This window comes from Stenotrophomonas genospecies 3 (genome assembly GCF_054473855.1).
Genome location: NZ_JBTMUR010000008.1, coordinates 190,192 through 206,346 on the forward strand (window position 1 = coordinate 190,192; position 16,155 = coordinate 206,346).

The 16,155-nt window shown below is 65.6% G+C and carries 11 protein-coding genes; 9 read left to right on the forward strand and 2 right to left on the reverse strand.

Translation table 11 applies throughout. From position 1 onward, the window contains the following. Positions 1 to 152 precede the first annotated feature (152 nt). The 9 genes from ACX9OT_RS12690 to cueR all read left to right on the forward strand — a co-directional run bounded on the left by ACX9OT_RS12690 (position 153) and on the right by cueR (position 12,101). A complete protein-coding gene (locus tag ACX9OT_RS12690; RefSeq protein ID WP_459002387.1) occupies positions 153 to 1,742 on the forward strand; it encodes a calcineurin-like phosphoesterase C-terminal domain-containing protein in 1,590 nt (529 codons plus the stop codon). A 36-nt stretch (positions 1,743 to 1,778) separates the two neighbouring features. After that, a complete protein-coding gene (locus ACX9OT_RS12695; RefSeq protein WP_153854920.1) occupies positions 1,779 to 2,063 on the forward strand; it encodes a hypothetical protein in 285 nt (94 codons plus the stop codon). A gap of 84 nt (positions 2,064 to 2,147) precedes the next feature. Then, on the forward strand, positions 2,148 to 3,170 hold the full coding sequence (locus tag ACX9OT_RS12700) for a glucokinase family protein (RefSeq protein WP_459002389.1): 1,023 nt from the start codon (positions 2,148 to 2,150) through the stop codon (positions 3,168 to 3,170). A 51-nt stretch (positions 3,171 to 3,221) separates the two neighbouring features. After that, complete coding sequence (locus tag ACX9OT_RS12705; protein WP_459002391.1) at positions 3,222 to 4,220, forward strand: glycosylasparaginase; 999 nt, start codon at positions 3,222 to 3,224, stop codon at positions 4,218 to 4,220. Then, the gene (locus ACX9OT_RS12710) at positions 4,217 to 4,948 is read left to right on the forward strand and encodes a copper homeostasis protein CutC (protein WP_459002393.1); all 732 of its coding nucleotides are present in this window, start codon (positions 4,217 to 4,219) and stop codon (positions 4,946 to 4,948) included. Before ACX9OT_RS12705 ends, ACX9OT_RS12710 begins: the two co-directional genes overlap by 4 nt. Positions 4,949 to 5,161: 213 nt before the next feature. Next, positions 5,162 to 5,719, forward strand: coding sequence for a hypothetical protein (locus tag ACX9OT_RS12715; RefSeq protein WP_459002395.1), 558 nt, complete (start codon positions 5,162 to 5,164; stop codon positions 5,717 to 5,719). Between the two features lie 282 nt (positions 5,720 to 6,001). Further along, on the forward strand, positions 6,002 to 8,959 hold the full coding sequence (locus ACX9OT_RS12720) for a TonB-dependent receptor plug domain-containing protein (RefSeq protein ID WP_459002397.1): 2,958 nt from the start codon (positions 6,002 to 6,004) through the stop codon (positions 8,957 to 8,959). Between the two features lie 173 nt (positions 8,960 to 9,132). Further along, on the forward strand, positions 9,133 to 11,634 hold the full coding sequence (locus ACX9OT_RS12725; RefSeq protein ID WP_107432671.1) for a heavy metal translocating P-type ATPase: 2,502 nt from the start codon (positions 9,133 to 9,135) through the stop codon (positions 11,632 to 11,634). A gap of 11 nt (positions 11,635 to 11,645) precedes the next feature. Next, complete coding sequence (gene cueR, locus ACX9OT_RS12730; protein WP_032129957.1) at positions 11,646 to 12,101, forward strand: Cu(I)-responsive transcriptional regulator; 456 nt, start codon at positions 11,646 to 11,648, stop codon at positions 12,099 to 12,101. A 79-nt stretch (positions 12,102 to 12,180) separates the two neighbouring features. Here cueR and ACX9OT_RS12735 read toward each other — a convergent pair whose 3' ends face one another. Both ACX9OT_RS12735 and ACX9OT_RS12740 read right to left on the reverse strand, forming a co-directional pair. After that, positions 12,181 to 12,375 carry a heavy-metal-associated domain-containing protein gene (locus ACX9OT_RS12735; protein WP_021204511.1) on the reverse strand — a complete coding sequence of 65 codons (195 nt, stop codon included), beginning with the start codon at positions 12,373 to 12,375 and terminating at the stop codon, positions 12,181 to 12,183. A 200-nt stretch (positions 12,376 to 12,575) separates the two neighbouring features. Next, positions 12,576 to 15,653 carry a TonB-dependent receptor gene (locus tag ACX9OT_RS12740; protein ID WP_459002400.1) on the reverse strand — a complete coding sequence of 1,026 codons (3,078 nt, stop codon included), beginning with the start codon at positions 15,651 to 15,653 and terminating at the stop codon, positions 12,576 to 12,578. Between the last annotated feature and the right edge of the window lie 502 nt (positions 15,654 to 16,155).

A 16,155-nucleotide genomic window follows, 5' to 3' on the forward strand; every position in this document is an offset into this window, starting at 1 on the left:
AGCGGTAGTGCCGGCCGCTGGCCGGCAACCTCATGATCGTCGGGCATCGGCTGGTTGCCGGCCAGCGGCCGGCACTACCGGCAATGCGCCATCACGTGCGCGATGTCATCAGCGGAATCTACAATAGGCGGTCTTTCTTTCCCGGACCGCCCATGAAACTGCCTGCCACCTGGCTGTGCTGCCTGTTGCTGACCTCGCCGGCCTGGGCCGCGGATACCGTGGTCAGCGGCAAGGTCTACCTGGAGCGCGACGGCAAACCCGGGCGCGGTGCGACCGATCCGGGTCTGGCCGGGGTGCAGGTTTCCAACGGCGAGGCCATCGTCAAGACCGCCGCCGATGGCAGCTACAGCCTGCCAGTGCGCGACGGCCAGACCGTGTTCGTGATCAAGCCCGATGCGTATTCGTTCCCGAAGGCGGCCGATGGCCTGCCTTCGTTCTGGCGCCACTACCGCCCGAACGGTTCACCGGCACTGAAGTACGGTGGCATCGCCGCGACCAGCGACGTCACCCGCAACTGGGATTTCGCGCTGCAGTCGGATCGCCATGACAGCCGCCGTGGTTTCCAGATGCTGGTGTTCACCGATTCGCAGACCGCCAGCCTGAAGGACATCGGCTACTACCAGCAGTCGATCGTGGCGCCGCTGGTTGGCCAGACCAGGGCGCGCATGGGCACCACCCTGGGTGACATCGTCAACGACGACCTGACCCTGTACCCGGCGATCAACAAGGTCACCACCGCGCTTGGCGTGCCGTGGTTCCACGTGCCGGGCAACCACGACCTCGACTTCGATGCGGTCAGCGACGAACACTCGCTGGACAGCTGGCGCAACATCTACGGCCCGGACACCTACGCGGTGGAAGAGGGCGGCGCCAGCTTCGTGTTCCTGGACGACGTGGTGTACGACCCCAAGGCGAAGCCGAAGTACATCGGCGGCCTGCGCGAAGACCAGTTCGCTTTCCTCGCCAGCTACCTGAAGGGCCTGCACAAGGACCGCCTGCTGGTGCTGGGCATGCACATCCCGCTGTTCGACGCGGCGCCGGGGCGCGAGACTTTCCGTCACGCCGACCGCCAGCGCCTGTTCGATCTGCTGAAGGACTTCCGCAACGTGCTGGTGCTCAGCGGCCACAGTCACACCCAGCAGCACGTCTACCACGGCAAGGCCGAGGGCTGGAACGGCGACAAGCCGCTGCACGAATACAACGTCGGTGCCAACTGCGGTGCGTTCTGGTCGGGCGTGAAGAATGCCGCCGGCGTGCCGGACAGCACCATGAGCGATGGCACACCGAAGGGTTATGCGCTGCTCGACGTGGCCGGCAACGGCAGCTACAAGCTGCAGTACCGCGTGGCCGGCCAGCCGGCCAGCGAGCAGATCGGCCTGCATGCACCCAAGGTGCTGCGCCAGGGCGCCTATCCGGCGTGGGGTGTCTACGCCAACGTCTACATGGGTGAGGACGCCAGCGTGGTCGAGTACCGCGTCGATGGCGGCGCCTGGCAGCCGATGAAGCAGGTCAGCCAGCCCGATCCGCGCCTGATGGTGGAGAACGTGGCCGATGATCTGGCCAACGGCCTGCGCGGCTACGACCGTTCGCCGGAGGCCACCGCGTCGCCGCACCTGTGGCGGGGCGCGCTGCCGACCGACCTGGCAACAGGCAGCCACAAGGTCGAAGTACGCTCCACCCAGCCTGATGGTGCAGTGTTCACCGCGACCACCAGCTACAGCCTGCAGACTGCCCAACCCTGATCCAGGGCGCCGGTGCCCAACGCGAAAGGACCCCGCATGGATATCCGCTTCATGGTCGGCACCACGCCGGTGACCCTCAGCCGCCACTGGTTCACCGGCGCGATGCTGCTGCAGAGCGCCACCGAGAAGGTCTGGGTGCAGCACCCGCTGCATCCGGGCACCCACTTCTCGTTCTCGCTGGTACAGTCGTGGCTGCGTCACATCGCCGGCCACGAAGTACTGGTCGAGCGCACCCGGCCGCTGTTGTTCGCCGGCTTCCGCCCGCAGCGCCTGCGCGTGCTGGTGGATGGCGTGCAGGTGGCCGAACAGGAAGGCATGTAGGCCAACCTGAACCATCGGCCCGCTAGGCAAAGCCGCCCCGATGCCTGAGAATCGGGGCGATTCAATCGATCCAAGCAGGCCAGCGTGACCATCGCAGCAGCGTCCCCGGTTTCCTCCGACTCCGCCCGCGACGGTCGTCCGCGCCATCTGGTCGTTGCCGATGTCGGCGGCACCTTCGCCCGCCTGGCCTTGGCTGAGACCCAACCCGGTCAGGCGCCGCGGCTGGGCAGCCATCGCACCTATGCCTGCGCCGAGCATCCCAGCCTGGCCGCGATCCTGGCCGATTTCACCAGTGGCCTCGGCCAGCCGGTGCAGACCGCGGTGGTGGCCATCGCCGGCCTGCTCGATGGCGATGTGCTGATCAACTCGAACCTGCCGTGGACGGTCTCGCTGTCGACCACGCGCGAACAGTCCGGCCTGCGCGAACTGCAGCTGATCAATGATTTCGAAGCGGTGGCGCTGGCCATCCCGTACCTGCAGCCGGAAACCCTGGTGCCGCTGAACGGCGACGCCGATCCAGCCCAGGCCTTCCCGGCGCTGGTGCTGGGTGCCGGTACCGGCCTGGGTGCCGCGCTGCGTTTCGCCGATGGCGAGCGCCCGGTGCTGGCCAGCGAGATCGGCCATGCCGCGCTCGGCGCCGGCAACGCGCTGGAACTGCAGGTGCTGGGCAAGCTGCTGCAGCGCTGGGCGCACGTGGACAACGAACGGGTGCTTTCCGGCAGCGGCCTGATGAACCTGTATCCGTGCCTGTGCGAACTGCGCGGCGTCACCCCGGTGTGGACCAGCACCGAGGCACTGATCGGCGCCGCGCGCAGTGGCGAGGACGCGCTTGCTGTGGAAACGTTGCAGGTGTTCTGTGCCTGGCTGGGCAGCCTGGCCGGCGACGCGGCGATCGCCGTCGGCGCGCGCTCGGTATACCTGGCCGGGGGCATTTCCGCGCATGTGCAGGATTTCCTGGCCGATGGCCGCTTCCGTGAGCGCTTCCTCAACAAGGGCGTGCTGACCGAGGTGCTGCGCCAGGTGCCGGTATGGCGGGTGGAGCACGGCCAGCTGGGCGTGCTCGGTGCAGCGGTCTGGCACGCAGCGCGGCAACCCACGCACGACTGATCGGCAGGGCCGGCATCGGGCCGGCCATGCATTGCAGACTGGGAGGGGAAGATGGTGGATCGCAGGCAGTTCCTGCAGGCCGGTGCACTGGCCGCAGGCATGGCGGCATTGCCGGGCGTGCAGGCGCGCACGCAGGGTGGGGCCAGGGTGGTTTCGACCTGGGACTTCGGCGTGCCGGCCAACCAGGCTGCATGGCAGGTGCTGGCGCAGGGTGGCAGCGCACTGGATGCAGTCGAAGCCGGTGCACGCTGGGCCGAGAGCGAGCTGTGCAACCCCACTGTCGGTCATTGCGGCAACCCGGATCGCGACGGCGTGCTGAGCCTGGATGCGAGCATCATGGATGGCGATGGCCGTTGTGGTGCGGTGGCGGCGCTGGTCGACATCCTGCATCCGGTGTCGGTGGCGCGCAAAGTGATGGAGAACAGCCCGCACGTGCTGCTGGTGGGCGAGGGCGCGCAGCAGTTCGCGGTGCAGCAGGGTTTCGAGCGCAGGCACCTGCTGACGCCGCAGGCCGAAGCCGCCTGGCGCGAGTGGTTGAAGACCGAGAAGTACCAGCCGCAGATCAATGCCGAGCGCCGCGGTATTCCCGGCAACAGCGACAACCACGACACCATCGGCATGCTGGCACTGGATGCCAATGGCCATCTGGCCGGTGCCTGCACCACCAGCGGCATGGCGTGGAAACTGCACGGTCGCGTTGGCGACAGTCCGATCATCGGTGCCGGCCTGTACGTCGACAACGACGTGGGCGCGGCCACTGCTTCGGGCGTGGGTGAAGAGATGATCCGCAACGCCGCCTCGTTCCTGGTGGTCGAGCTGATGCGCCAGGGGCGCTCGCCGGCGCAGGCCTGCCGCGAAGCGATCGACCGCGTGGTGCGCAAGCGCCCGGAAGCGAGCAAGACACTGCAGGTCTGCTTCCTGGCCATGAACAAGCAGGGCGAGGTCGGCGCTTACGCGCTGCATCGCGGCTTTGTCTACGCGGTCTGCGATGGGCAGCGCCAGGATGACCTGCGCGACTCGCCATCGATCTACACGAGCACCCAGACGTGAGCACGCGGCTCACCCTGGAGATCGCCAGCAATTCGCTGGCATCGGCGCTGGCCGCGCAGGCCGGCGGTGCCGACCGCATCGAGCTGTTCGACAACCTGGCCGAAGGCGGCACCACACCGTCGTTCGCCAGCATTGCGATTGCCCGCGAACGCCTGTCGATTCCGCTGTTCGTGCTGGTGCGGCCGCGCCCGGGCGACTTCCACTACGACGGGCTGGAAGCCGAACTGATGCTGCGTGACATCGCGCAGTGCCGCGCACTGGGCTGCGATGGCGTGGTGATCGGCGCGCTGGATGTGCAGGGCGGCATCGATGTGGCGCTGTGCCGTGAACTTGTGCGGGCCGCCGGGCCATTGCAGGTGACCTTCCATCGTGCCTTTGATGCTGCCCGTGATCTGCCCGCCGCGCTGGAGCAGGTGATCGGACTGGGCTGCCAGCGCGTGCTGACCTCGGGCGGCCAGGTCAGTGCCGAGGCCGGTGCCGATGTGCTGGCGGACCTGGTCAGCCAGGCTGCGGGGCGCATTACTGTGATGGCCGGCGCCGGATTGGCCCCGGGCAACATCGCAACCGTTGCACGGCAGACCGGCTGCACCGAACTGCACGCCTCGGCCAAGGGCCTGCGGCGCTCGGCCATGCAGTTCCAGAACCAGGCTTTGCGAGGGCTGGACCCGGACTGGAGCCAGACCGCCACCGCCACCGTAGCTTCGCTGCGGCAGGCGCTGGACGGTTGAACGCCGCCGGGGTCGGATCCCTTCGCAGAAGGGCTCCGACCCCACTGTTCGCGATGGATTGGGCGCTGGATCAGATGACGCTTCAGGCACATGTGATTGCCGGGGTCGAAGCGGCAAGTCACGGAAAGTAAACGTCATCTGCGTCTGCATATGGCGGAGCACGGTATCAGTCCGGACAGTGTGGCCGACCATCCTTCGACCGCGAGCGCCCAGATGTTTCAACTGCTTCCGCTGCTCTCCTGTTTGCTTGCGCTCAGTGCGAGTGGCGCCGAAGAGGTTTCGGCATCCGTGTGGCAGTGGCACGAAGCCAATGGCGGGGAAGGTCGAGAGATCCTGCCTATGCCCGGCGTGAAACTGGCGCCAGCCGCTCGGGGCGCATTCGTCGACAGGCGCATGCATGAAGTTGGGGGAAAGCGCTTTCGCGCGCTGTATCAGGTATTCGATTCAAACGCCGATAATCCGATGGGCCGTTGTGGCGCGGGGCGCGAGATCGAACTCTACGTCTACGAATTGATCCCGCCCAAGCCTGTCGAGCGGGGCAGGATACTGATCAGTAGTTGCCTTGAGACCGTGTCCCTGGCCAGCCAGAACTCGGGAAGTCCCGAAAGTGAGTCCGACTTTTCCTCGGTGGTCTGGCAGCACGACGGGTTCACCATCACGTGGTGGGGTGCCGGGTCCGACGGAAAGGGCTCAAGCCACTATGCACTCCGCAATGGCCGTTTTGTCCCGGCTCAATCGGACGAGAGAAGCCGCTGGGGGCGGACAAAATAGTTCCGCGCACGATTGTCGCGATCGTGTCATTGACGTGTGCTCCGTCTTCTCAGCGATGTTTCGCAACCCGTTGATTGTTTTGGATACCTGCAGCCGATAACGGCATTACGCCACGTGTTGCTGCGTCGCCGCATGCCGGGCGTGGTTCAGCTGTGCTTTAGTTTGGATCGATCCACAGGGGAGGGTGTCGGGACGGTCTTGAACCGATCCAGGTGCCCGGATCAGCCGTAGTGCCGCGCCACCACCCGTCCGTGCGTCCACACTTTCGAAGAGCAACCACCCATGGCTCAGATCGTCCGCAAGCGTCGTCACCTGCTGTCCCAGGCCTTGGTCCTGGCCCTGTTGCCCCTGGCGGCCAGCGCGCAGGAGGCCGCCAGTTCGTCCACCAGGGATCTCGACGCGGTCACCGTCACCGGTTCGCGCATCAAGCGCGCCAGCGTTGAAGGCCCAGCGCCGGTCAACGTGATCACCGCCGCACAGATCCAGAAGGAAGGCTTCGTCAGCGTGTACGACGCGCTGAAGACACTCACTGAAGCCACCGGCACCGTCGAGGCGGCCTCGCAGTGGGGCTCGCATACGCCCAATGCCAGCGGCCTGAACCTGCGCGGGATGGGCCCGAACCGCTCGCTGCTGCTGGTCAACGGCCGCCGCGTGGCCGACTACCCGCTGCCCTACGGTGGCGAAACCAACTTCTCCAACTACGGCAACATTCCCGCTGCCGCAGTCGAGCGCATCGAAGTACTGACCGGTGGCGCCTCGGCCATCTATGGCTCGGATGCGATCGCCGGCGTGGTCAACGTCATCCTGAAGACCAACTATGACGGCGACGAAGTACGCGTGCGCGGTGGTACCTCCACCGAAGGCGGCCGCGATACCTGGGATCTGTCCTGGGCCGGCGGCAAGACCGGCGACAACTGGAGCGTGACCTACGCGCTGCAGTACACCAAGCGCGATCCGCTGTTCGGACGTGACCGTCCGCAGATGGACGATGCCGACGATGCGCCGTACCCGTCCTGGAACATGGAACAACGCAAGGTCGGCTTCCGTCCCACCGCCGGCCTGGCGCTGATCGATCCCACCACCGGCCAGCGCCTGGCGCCGCCCACCGGCACCTGCGAGAAGTTCGATGGCGAGTACTACACCGCCGATCGCCTGGTCTACAACTACGCCGCCAATACCATCACCAACACCGGCCGCCTGTGCGGCATGAGCGCCGACTACGCCAACTGGCTGCTCACCGGCGGTGCCGAGAACGTGTCCGGCAACCTGTATGCCACCTTCGATTTCAGCAATGACCTGCAGGCCTGGACCAACCTGGCGGTGTACCGCTCCGAAGCGATCTGGGGCACCAATCCGCCCGGCGTGTCGCTGATCGACGATGACAACGGCTACTACTGGGATGCCAACCGCAACCGCCCGATCCTCGGCGTGCGTCAGTTCACCCCGAACGAGGTGGGTGGCCTGGATACGCTGCGCAACACCAACCGTGAACTGTCCTGGGACTGGAGCGCGGGCCTGCGCGGGCGCCTGGCCGACCGCTTTGACTGGAGTGCCACGGTGGGGCGTTCCTACTACCGCGTTGAAGAGCGGCAGAACGTGGTCGACAAGCAGAAGTCGTACGACTATTTCCTCGGCCCGAAGCTGGGCACTACCGCCGACGGCGAGGCGATCTATGCGTTGAACGAATCGCGCTGGTGGAACCCGCTGACGCCGGATCAATACTGGCAGATGGGCACCGTGGCGAAGAACCGTGCGTCCTCATGGGTCAATCAGGCGTCGGCGGACATCACCGGCGAGCTGTTCCAGGGCTGGGCCGGCCCGATCTCGTTCGCGGCGGTGGCCGAGGTGGCGCAGCAGGGCTACCACCTCAGTCCGGATCCGCGCGCCGGCATCGACTTCGACCTGCAGAACGTCGATCGCGGTGGCGGCGAGCGCACCCGCTATTCGGCCGGCGTCGAGTTCAAGATCCCGCTGCTGGAAAGCGTGACCGCCACTGCGGCCGCGCGCTATGACCGCTATGGCAGCTACAAGGCTGACAACAGCGGCGAAGCGCTGGACATCGGCAGCCAGAAGGAGACCACCTGGAATGTCGGCCTGGAATGGCGCCCGGTGGAGTCGCTGCTGGTGCGTGGCTCCTATGCCACCAGCTTCCATGCGCCGGACATGCACTACCTGCTGGGCCAGCCCAGCAGCTCCGAAGTGCAGACCTATGACCGCCTGCGCTGCATCCAGAGCGGCGCGTACCTGGTCAACAACTGTGGCGTGGGCAATACCGATGTCTGGTACACGTTCGATGTGAACCGGCGTGGCACGCCGCTGCTGCGCTCGGAGACCGGTGATTCGTGGACGGTCGGTTTCGTCTGGGACGTGATGCCCAATCTCTCGGTCAGTGCCGACTACTGGGCAATCAAGCTGGAAGACATGATCGTCGACGTTGGCGCCGACGAGGTGCTGGCCAGCGAAGCGGGCTGCCTGACCGGCAAGAACATGGACGGTACGCCGTGGGCCAATCCGGCCGGTGGCGAGTATTGCGCTGGCATCCTGGCCCGCGTGAACCGTGACAGCAACGGCCACCTGGTATCGATTGAACGTGGCCCGTTCAACCTGGCCAGCCGCGAAGTGCGCGGCATCGACCTGACCGCGCGCTATCGCCTGGAAACCGCGCAGTGGGGCAGCTTCCAGCTCGGCCTGAACTACACCAATCAGATCTCGACCAAGGAACAGCGTTACGCCAACGATCCGAACCCGGAGCGTCGTGACCGCGACCTGCGCAGCAAGCTGCGCGCGAGCCTGGCCTGGCAGCGTGGCAATTGGAATGCCAATGTCTATGCCGATCGCATCGGTTCGGTGCCGGGCGTGCGCTACCACTGGGGCACCGATCGCCTGAACAATCCTGGCGGCTGCCTGCCGTTCGCCGATGGTTACGTGCCCAGCGACAGCCCGTCGCTCAACTGCCTGGAGCCGGCCACGCGTCCGGACGGCTCGCCGAATCCGAATCCCAATGCCGGCCAGCAGACGGCACGCTACTACGGGCGGGTCGGGCCGTTCATCACCTGGAACTTCAACGTGGGCTACCAGGTGACCGAGCACGCCAAGGTCAATGTCTACGTCAACAACGCGTTCAACTCGGCCAGCTGGAACCACAAGGACCCGTACAAGCTGGACTACGATTTCGCTCCGACCCGCCTGCTCGGCGCGGTTGGCCGCGAGTTCGCGCTGGAATACGTGTTCACCTTCTGAGGTGGACGGCGGGGGCGTCGGGCCTTGATCCGCAAGGCGCCCCCGTCCGCCCGGTAGATCCACGCCATGCGTGGATCTACCCCTTCATGAACCCCGGGGTGGCTGGATTTGACCTTCCCACGATGGCAAGGTTTAGCCTGTCCGCATCCAGAAGGAACCCCGGGAATCCGATCATGAGCACGCCCCGCGCCACTGCAGTCCCCGCAAGCCCGTCCACCATCAGCCTGCCCATCGAGGGCATGACCTGCGCCAGCTGCGTCGGCCGTGTCGAAGCGGCGCTGTCCAAGGTCGAGGGCGTCGGCAGTGTTTCGGTCAATCTGGCCACCGAGCGCGCGGATATCCGCCCGTCCGGTCCGGTCGATCGCGCCGCGCTGATCCAGGCGGTGGAGCGGGTGGGCTATGACGTGCCGGCCGGCACCATCGAGCTGGCAGTGGAAGGCATGACCTGTGCCTCCTGCGTCGGTCGCGTCGAGCGCGCGCTGCTGGCGGTACCGGGCGTCAGCCAGGCCAGCGTCAACCTGGCCACCGAACGCGCTACGGTGCGCGGCGTGGCCGCTGTGGATGCGCTGGTAGCGGCCATCGACAAGGTCGGTTATGCCGCCCGTGCCATCGAAGCAGGCGTTCAGTCCGATGACGAAGCGGCGGAAAAGAAGGATGCCGAGCGCGCCGAACTGAAACGTGACCTGATCGTGGCCACCGCACTTGCACTGCCGGTGTTCGTGCTGGAAATGGGTTCGCACCTGATTCCCGGCATGCACGAATGGGTGATGGCCACCCTCGGCATGCAGACCAGCTGGTACCTGCAGTTCGTACTGACCCTGCTGGTGCTGGCCATTCCCGGCCGCCGTTTCTACCAGAAGGGTTTCCCGGCACTGCTGCGGCTGGCACCGGACATGAACTCGCTGGTGGCGGTGGGTACCGCCGCAGCGTTCGGTTACTCGGTGGTGGCGACCTTTGCACCGCGGTTGCTGCCGCCGGGCACGGTGAACGTCTACTACGAAGCAGCGGCGGTGATCGTCGCGCTGATCCTGCTCGGCCGCTTCCTTGAGGCGCGCGCGAAGGGCCGTACCTCGGAGGCGATCAAGCGCCTGGTCAACCTGCAGGCCAAGGTCGCGCATGTGATCCGTGACGGCCGCACGATCGAGATCCCGGTCAACGAGGTTCTGAGCGGCGATGTGGTGGAAGTGCGCCCGGGCGAGCGCGTGCCGGTCGATGGCGAGGTGATCGAGGGGCGCAGCTACATCGACGAGTCGATGATCAGTGGCGAACCGATTCCGGTCGAGAAGCAGCCGGGCAGCAGCGTGGTCGGCGGCACGGTCAACCAGAAAGGTGCACTGACCGTGCGTGCCACGGCGGTGGGCGCGCAGACCATGCTGGCGCAGATCATCCGCATGGTCGAACAGGCACAGGGCTCGAAGCTGCCGATCCAGGCGGTGGTCGACAAGGTCACCCTGTGGTTCGTGCCGGCGGTGATGCTGGCCGCACTGGCGACCTTCGCGGTCTGGTTGATCTTCGGCCCATCGCCGGCGCTGAGCTTCGCGCTGGTCAATGCGGTGGCGGTGCTGATCATCGCCTGCCCGTGTGCAATGGGTCTGGCCACGCCGACGTCGATCATGGTCGGAACCGGTCGTGGCGCCGAGATGGGCGTGCTGTTCCGCAAGGGTGAAGCGCTGCAGTTGCTGAAGGACGCGCAGGTGGTGGCGGTGGACAAGACCGGCACGCTGACCGAAGGCCGCCCGCGCCTGACCGACCTGGAGATCGCCGACGGCTTTGATCGCGGCACAGTGCTGGCCGCGGTGGCTACCGTGGAATCACGTTCGGAGCATCCGATCGCCCGCGCCATTGTCGATGCAGCCACCGAGCAGGGCCTCGCGCTGCCGTCGATGATTGATTTCGAGTCGGTCACCGGCATGGGCGTACGCGCCAGCGTAGACGGCGCACGGGTGGAGGTCGGCGCCGATCGTTTCATGCGCGATCTTGGCGTGGATATCACCGCGTTTGCAGCGCTGGCGGCCGAACTCGGCGCGCAGGGCAAGTCGCCGTTGTACGCGGCCATCGATGGACGCCTGGCAGCGATCATCGCAGTATCCGATCCGATCAAGCCGAGCACGCCGGCCGCGATCGCGGCACTGCACCAGCTGGGCCTGAAGGTGGCGATGATCACCGGCGACAATGCCGGCACCGCGCAGGCGATCGCACGCCAGCTGGGTATCGATGAAGTCGTTGCCGAGGTGCTGCCGGAAGGCAAGGTCGAAGCGGTGCGTCGCTTGAAGGCCACGCACGGCCATGTCGCCTTCGTTGGTGACGGCATCAACGATGCGCCGGCGCTGGCCGAGGCCGATGTCGGCCTGGCCATCGGCACCGGCACCGATATCGCGGTGGAGTCGGCCGATGTGGTGCTGATGTCGGGAAACCTGCAGGGCGTGCCGAATGCCATCGCGCTTTCGAAGGCAACGCTGGGCAACATCCGGCAGAACCTGTTCTGGGCCTTCGCCTACAACACCGCATTGATTCCGGTGGCGGCCGGCGTGCTGTACCCGGTATGGGGCGTGCTGCTGTCGCCGGTGTTCGCCGCCGGTGCGATGGCGCTGTCCAGCGTGTTCGTGCTGGGCAACGCACTGCGCCTGCGCCGCTTCCAGCCACCGATGGCGGATGCCCCCGCTGGGAGCCACTGAAGGAGAACCGCATGAACATCGGTGAAGCCGCCAAGGCGTCCAGCGTTTCGGCGAAGATGATCCGCTACTACGAACAGATCGGCCTGATTCCTGCGGCCGATCGCACCGAGTCCGGCTACCGGGCATATTCGCAGGCGGACATCCACCGCCTGCGCTTCATTCGGCGGGCGCGCGATCTTGGCTTCCAGGTGGCCGAGATCACAGATCTGCTCGGCCTGTGGAACGACACCTCGCGGCACAGTGCCGACGTCAAGCATCTTGCCGAACAGCACATCGCCGACCTGGAGCAGCGTATCGAAAGCATGCGGCAGATGGCCGACACGCTGAAGTCGTTGATCAGCTGCTGTGCGGGCGATGAGCGCCCGGAATGCCCGATTCTGCAGCGGCTGGGCGAGGACGAAGAGACCCTGGCACCGCCGGAGACCGCGAAGACCGGTGCAGTACGGCGCCGCACGCACAAGCACTGACCTGGCGTTGCATACATGAAAAACCCGCCCGGTGCAGCTGCACCGGGCGGGTTTTTCGTTGCAGGCGCAGGCTAGGGGATCAGGCCGTGCGCGGCGGGAAGCCTGCATCGGTCAGCGCCGCCACGATCTGTGCTTCGCTGGCCGAGGTCTGTACCTGCACGCGACGGCTGGCGGGATCTGCCTGCACGCTGGCCTGCGGATCGACCAGCTCGATCGCCTTGGTCACGCTGCGTGCGCAGCCGCCGCAGGTCATGCCTTCCACGTGGAATTCCATCTGTAGCTCCTTCGGTGCTCTTGGGGTGGCGCCAGTGTGCACCTTCCAACATTGGCAGGGTCAAGCGCTGGGCTGAACCGAAGACAAAGCACCAACGAAAACGGCAGCCACCTGTACCAGCGTGGCTGCCGTGGAGGAACGTCCCCGCCAGGGCGGGGCGTGGGTTGCACCGGGGCAGGCCCGGGCAACCCGGTGTTGCCTTAGAACTTCCAGGTAGCGCCGAAGTACAGCTGGCGGCCTGCGTAGGTATTGGAGATCAGGCGTGCCTTGGTGTCGCTGCCCAGGTGCACGCGCTGCTCGGACTTGGTGGCATTGATCACCGAGGCGGTCAGGGTCCAGTCCGGGGTCAGGTTGTAGGCCACGTTCAGATCCAGCTGGTCATACGGCTCGGTGTAGACGGTGAGGCCATTGTTGAGCCCACCGACCACCTGGCCGCGACGGTTGAACGAGGCGCGCGCGAGGAACTTCTCGTTCTCGTAGAACACCGTCACGTTGGCCTGGTTCTTGGCGCTGCCGACCAGTGGCGAGGAGCCGATTTCCTGACCGTCCAGAACAATGGAAGCCAGGTTGGTGTCGTTGTAGGTGTAGTTGGCCTGCACACCGAAGCCGAAATCGAACGTGTACTGGCCATACAGCTCGACGCCCTGCGAGACACCATCGCGGCCATTGGCCTGGGTCTCGTAGCGCTGCACGTTCACCGCTTCACCGTTGATGACCATCGGCGTGTCGCGCACCACCGGCAAGGTGAAGTTGTCCACGTTCTTGCGGAACAGGCCGACGCCGGCGACCGCGCCCGGCTGGAAGTACCACTCCAGGCCCAGGTCGAACTGGGTGGCCTTGAACGGTTCCAGCTGCTTGTTGCTGCCCTGGCCGACCCAGCCTGCGGTCGATGCGCCACCGGCAACGCGGCGATCATTGACGTACTCTTCGCTGTAATAGCTCAGTGCGCCCGGTGCTGCGATGTCGGTGTAGCCAGGGCGGGCGATCACCTTCGATGCGGCACCACGCAGCACCAGCGTGTCGGTGATGTCCCAGGCGATATTGAAACTCGGCAGTACGTCAGTGTAGGTGCGATCCACGCCGATGAGGCTGTAGGTCTTGCTCTGCGCCAGATCGTGCGGCAGGCGCACGAAGCCGCTCTCGCAGCTGTAGGTCGGGTAGGCCGCAGCGGCCGGATCGGTGCACGCCATCGGTGCGCCGGACGCGTTGTCCAGGAAGTAGTCGTTGAACTTCTCGATCGAGTCGGAGGACTGCGCGAACTGCTTGGTGCGCACCACGCGCACGCCGACATTGCCGCGCACGCGTTCGGTGCGGAAGTTGGCCTGGAAGTAGCCCGAGTAGATCTTCTCGTTGACGTTGTAGACGAAGTCTTCCTCGGTGCGGTTGTGCGAACCACCGTAGGTCTTGTTCAGGTAATCGATGTAGGCCGGGTAGTTGATGCCCGGGAACACATTGGCATTGAAGCCGCCCGCGATGTTGTTGATCGGATTGGACAGGAAGAAGCCCGGCTGCGCGTCGCCCGCAGTCGGATCGCAGCCACTCTGGTAGCGGCTGTTGTCATAGTCGGCCGGGTCGCGGCCCGGGCACACCCAGTAGGTGTTGCCGGTATTGCGATGGACCTTGCCGTCACGGTACTTGGCGCCGAACTGGATCGAGTCCAGCCAGCCGGACTCGAACAGCTTGGTGACGTCGGCCTGGAAGTAGTTCTGCTTGACCTCGGTGCGCTTCCACGACGAATCGGTCGAGCCGGTGTCGACTTCGGCGATGCCGTTCATCAACTGCTGCTGCAGGTCGGGCGAGAAGGTGGCCGACGGCGTACCGGTCAGGTCCCAGGCGCTGTACAGGTTGCCCGACAGGTAATCGTTGCCGACCTTGCGGCGCGGCTTGGCCGACATCCGGAAGTTCATCGACGGACCACCTTCGGACCAGGTGCGGCCACCGGTGAACGAGGCCTTCCACAGCGGGCTGATGTCCCAGTCGATGGTCAGGTCAGCGGTCTGCGAGAGTGCCTTTTCCTTGCTGTAGCCACCGGTCAGCTGCGGCGTCGGAACCGTGCAGTCGTCCGGTCCCCAGCCGCCGGGCTTGAGGCCGGCGGCCTTGGCCTGGTCTTCGCTGCAGTAGTAGGTCTTTCCAGCCAGCTTTTCGAACTGGGCGCCGGTAACGGTGTTGCCGCTGGGATCGAAATCCAGGCCGTTGAGCAGGCGGCCGCCGGCCCAGTTTCCATCGCCGTTGAAGCGGGCCATGCTCCATTCCGGAATCTTCAGCATGTTCTGGGTGTAGTCACCCTGCAGCTCGAAGCGGAAGTAGTTGGCCGTCATCGTAACGTTGTCGACCGGCTTGAACTGGAAGGTCAGCTGGCCGCCCTTGCGTTCGCGCTTCTCTTCCTTCACCGCGAAGTTGACCGACGTCGGCATGAAGAAGTCGCTGTAGTTGCCGCCGGTCTGGTTGTTGAAGCCGGACTTGCCCCACCAGTAGTGGATGCCATCCTGCGCCTGCACGTTGCCATAGGCATCGCGCGCCTTGCCGGCGCCGTACCACTGGTAGTCCTCGGTGCTGGCTTCCATGGTGCGGGTGGTGCGCTTCTGCTGCGTCACGCCGATCAGCACGCCGAAACGCTCGTCCTTGCTGTGCCACGAATACAGGGCCGACGCCTGCGGGTCGATATCGTGGTGGGTATCGGAGGAGGTGCCCTCGAGCGTGACGAAGCCTGAGTTGGATTCCATGTCCAGCGGGCGACGGGTGTGCAGGATGACCGTGCCGCCGATGCCGCCTTCATCGATGCGTGCTTCCGGCGACTTGAACAGCTCGGCGCTGGACAGCATGTTCGACGGCAACAGGGTGTAGTTGAACGAACGGGTGGCTTCGTCGTTGGTTTCCGACGTGGCCACGTAGTTGCCGTTCAACTGGGTCAGGGTCAGGTCGGGTGCCAGGCCACGCACGCTGACGCTCTTGCCTTCGCCGCCACTGCGGGTGATGACCACGCCGGGCACGCGCTGCAGTGCGTCGGCCACGTTCTTGTCGGGGAACTTGCCGACGTCTTCGGCGGTGATCACTTCGACCACGGCGTTGGCGTCGCGCTTCTGCTCGAGGCTCTTTTCAATGGCGTAGCGGTAGCCGGTGACCTGGACGCTGTCCAGGTTGGTGGCGTCCTGCGAGCCGGTGGAAGCGGCCTGCTGCGCGGCGGCGCCAGCCGGAATGACGGCGGCGGCCAAGGCCAGCGCGATGGCCAGCGCCAGTGCGTCCTGGCCATGCGTACGTGTTGAATGCTTCATTCCCATCTCTCCCTCTCTCCTGGATTGATCCGGTGACGTGGCACGGACAACTTGAATCGATCTAATTTGAAGTGACATTGTCGCTATTGCCATGCAGTGGCAGTAGCACCGTGCGCGTGGCCTGGTACGTCCTGTTGCTGCTCCCCCAACTCCCGGCCATCGCAACGTCGTCTTGGATCGATCTAAGCGATGGGCGGGCGTTTTTTAGCATGGGTCGCCCGCGGGCGCATGCTGCTCCGCAATATGGTACTGGCGTGGCGAAGGGATGACGGTTTGCTGAAATCAGTGAAATCGTTTTCGTGCGCAGGGGAGGGTGGGGCGGCAGGGCTGCGCCCTGCACCTGCTGTAGTGCCGGCCGCTGGCCGGCAACAGCCAAAGCCAAAGCCAAAGCCAAAGCGGCTCTGGGTTTCTGCTGGTTTGGCGGGGCGGTGTGGGCTGGCAGGACACGCCGTAAACCCCCCTCCGGGGTCCGGCCCAGCCGCTGGCGGCTGGGCGTTCGGGCGCTTGC